2 protein-coding genes and 1 pseudogene are annotated in these 1,886 nt (G+C 49.3%); 1 reads left to right on the top strand and 2 read right to left on the bottom strand.

Going from position 1 to position 1,886, the window contains the following annotated elements:
• The coding region (locus BSCG_RS21075) for a toprim domain-containing protein (RefSeq protein ID WP_004308095.1) at positions 1–781 on the top strand (781 nt) is incomplete at its 5' end.
• A 126-nt stretch (positions 782–907) separates the two neighbouring features.
• On the opposite strand, the gene BSCG_RS29895 is transcribed toward BSCG_RS21075, so the two are convergent.
• A complete protein-coding gene (locus BSCG_RS29895; RefSeq protein ID WP_004308096.1) occupies positions 908–1,069 on the bottom strand; it encodes a hypothetical protein in 162 nt (53 codons plus the stop codon).
• A pseudogene (locus tag BSCG_RS0127320) lies at positions 1,070–1,813 on the bottom strand (DNA adenine methylase).
• Positions 1,814–1,886: the final 73 nt, after the last annotated feature.

Below are 1,886 nucleotides of genomic sequence, written 5' to 3'. Positions count from 1 at the left end.
CATCGGACAGGGAGGGGACATCATCACCCTGGCGATGGAGCTTCAAAAGACGAAGGATATCTCTTATGCGCTTAAAACGATAGAGGGACATTTTCCGGCTGCTTTCCGTCCGGTAGCAGCCTCTCCCCGGCAGGCGGAACCGCAGGCTACCGGCTACCGGCAGGTACGCATTGATCCGCTGACGAACCCGGTCTTGCTGGGATATCTCAAAGAAAGAGGCATCTTGCCTGAAATCGCAAGGGAAGCATGCAAGGAAGTGCATTTTCAGAACAAGGGAAAATGGTATTTTGCCGTAGGCTTTGCCAACCGGAGCGGCGGGTACGAGATCCGTAACAAATACCTAAAAGGCAGCATATCGCCCAAAGAGATTACCCATATCAAAAATGGCAGCGACCGTTGCATAGTGGTTGAAGGCTTTATGGATTATCTCTCATACCTCACGCTCAAGGCTACGCATCCCGGTAACGGACAGCCTAAAGGAAACGGTCCGGACTATATCGTTTTAAATTCGGTCAGCAATGTAGGCAAGGCTATCCCTGTCTTGAAAGAGTATAAGAGTGCCCTCTGCCTACTGGATAACGATTCCGCCGGAAGGCAGGCTTTTCAGCAGATGGCGCAAGCCGGATGCCCGGTCAGGGACAAGTCCGACTGCTACCGGGAGTATAACGATTTGAACGATTACCTGTTGGGCAGGAAGATGGCGCAGGAGAACAAGACGGATCATCAGCACGAAACAGCCCCGAAGCTGATTGAAAAGCCTGCAAAGAAACAGTCCGGTTGAAAATTATAAAATACTGGTCCTTGTCTGATGCATGAAAGGCAGGCAATAAAAAAGAGAGTCAAATCCCTGCTGGAGGGAATTTGGCTCTCTTTTTATTGCTACCCGGCTACCACCGGATATTTATTCTTAATAATTTCTGATCAGCAATTCATTGACCGCTTCTCTTTTCTCGGCTATGGAACAGATGGAACGGAAGATGCTGATTCGCTGGATATGGAAACCGGCATAGAGGTCGTCGAAGAAGGTGTTCTCAGGGTTCTTTTGCCGGGGATCGGAGTTGGAAAGCATTCATTTGGCACCGGTTTCACCTATTCCCTTGCAGAAATTTGCCAGGTTGATCTGCTCTTCATCTCCGAAGTCCTGTGGCATGTAGGAGGTGCAGGAGTTACCCTCATTGACCGGCTTATAAGGCGGGTCAAAATAAAATAGGGAGTTGGCTCCGGTGTATTCTGCGGTCTGCCGGTAGTCACCGTCCAGAATCACAACATCTTGCAGCAGCTTGTGGTTAAAGCGGATCAGTTCCTCTTCCAACAGTTTTACCCGTCCCCCGGCACCAAAAGTGACGGACAGCTTTCCGCTATGGTTCACGGAGTAGATGCCGTTATAACAGGTACGCATGAAGAAGATAAACAGGGCGGCACGGGTGATGTTATTCGGGTTTCCTTCATTGTAGTAGGTACGTTTCTCCATGAAGTAGACCCTTCTTCGGGTATGTTCCTCCAGCGCGATGTATTCGTCCTGTATCCGGGCAAGCACTTTAATAAGCTGCTCCGGGGATTCCTTGATGACGCGGTAGACATTGATCAGAGCCTCGTTGGAGTCGTTGATGACGCAACGGATTTCCGGATAGGCTTGTCTTATTCAGAAGAAGAGGGCGCCGCCACCGACAAACGGTTCTACATAGGTATCCATCTGTCCGAAGTCTTTCGGAAGGGATTCGATAAGTACGGGAAGCAGTCTTCTTTTACCTCCCACCCAGGGGAAGCAGGGTTTTCCCGGCAGGTTGGCCGGAGAACTTTTCTTTTTTTCCATGTTTACAACATTTAAATGATTAATAAATTAAATAGGGATTATTCATCGTCTGCCGTTTCCAGCAGGTGTTTCA

The sequence above is a fragment of the Bacteroides sp. 2_2_4 genome (assembly GCF_000157055.1).
GTDB lineage: Bacteria > Bacteroidota > Bacteroidia > Bacteroidales > Bacteroidaceae > Bacteroides > Bacteroides ovatus.
Note: the sequence above shows the minus strand (reverse complement) of the source record. Positions and strands in the feature narration are given on the sequence as shown.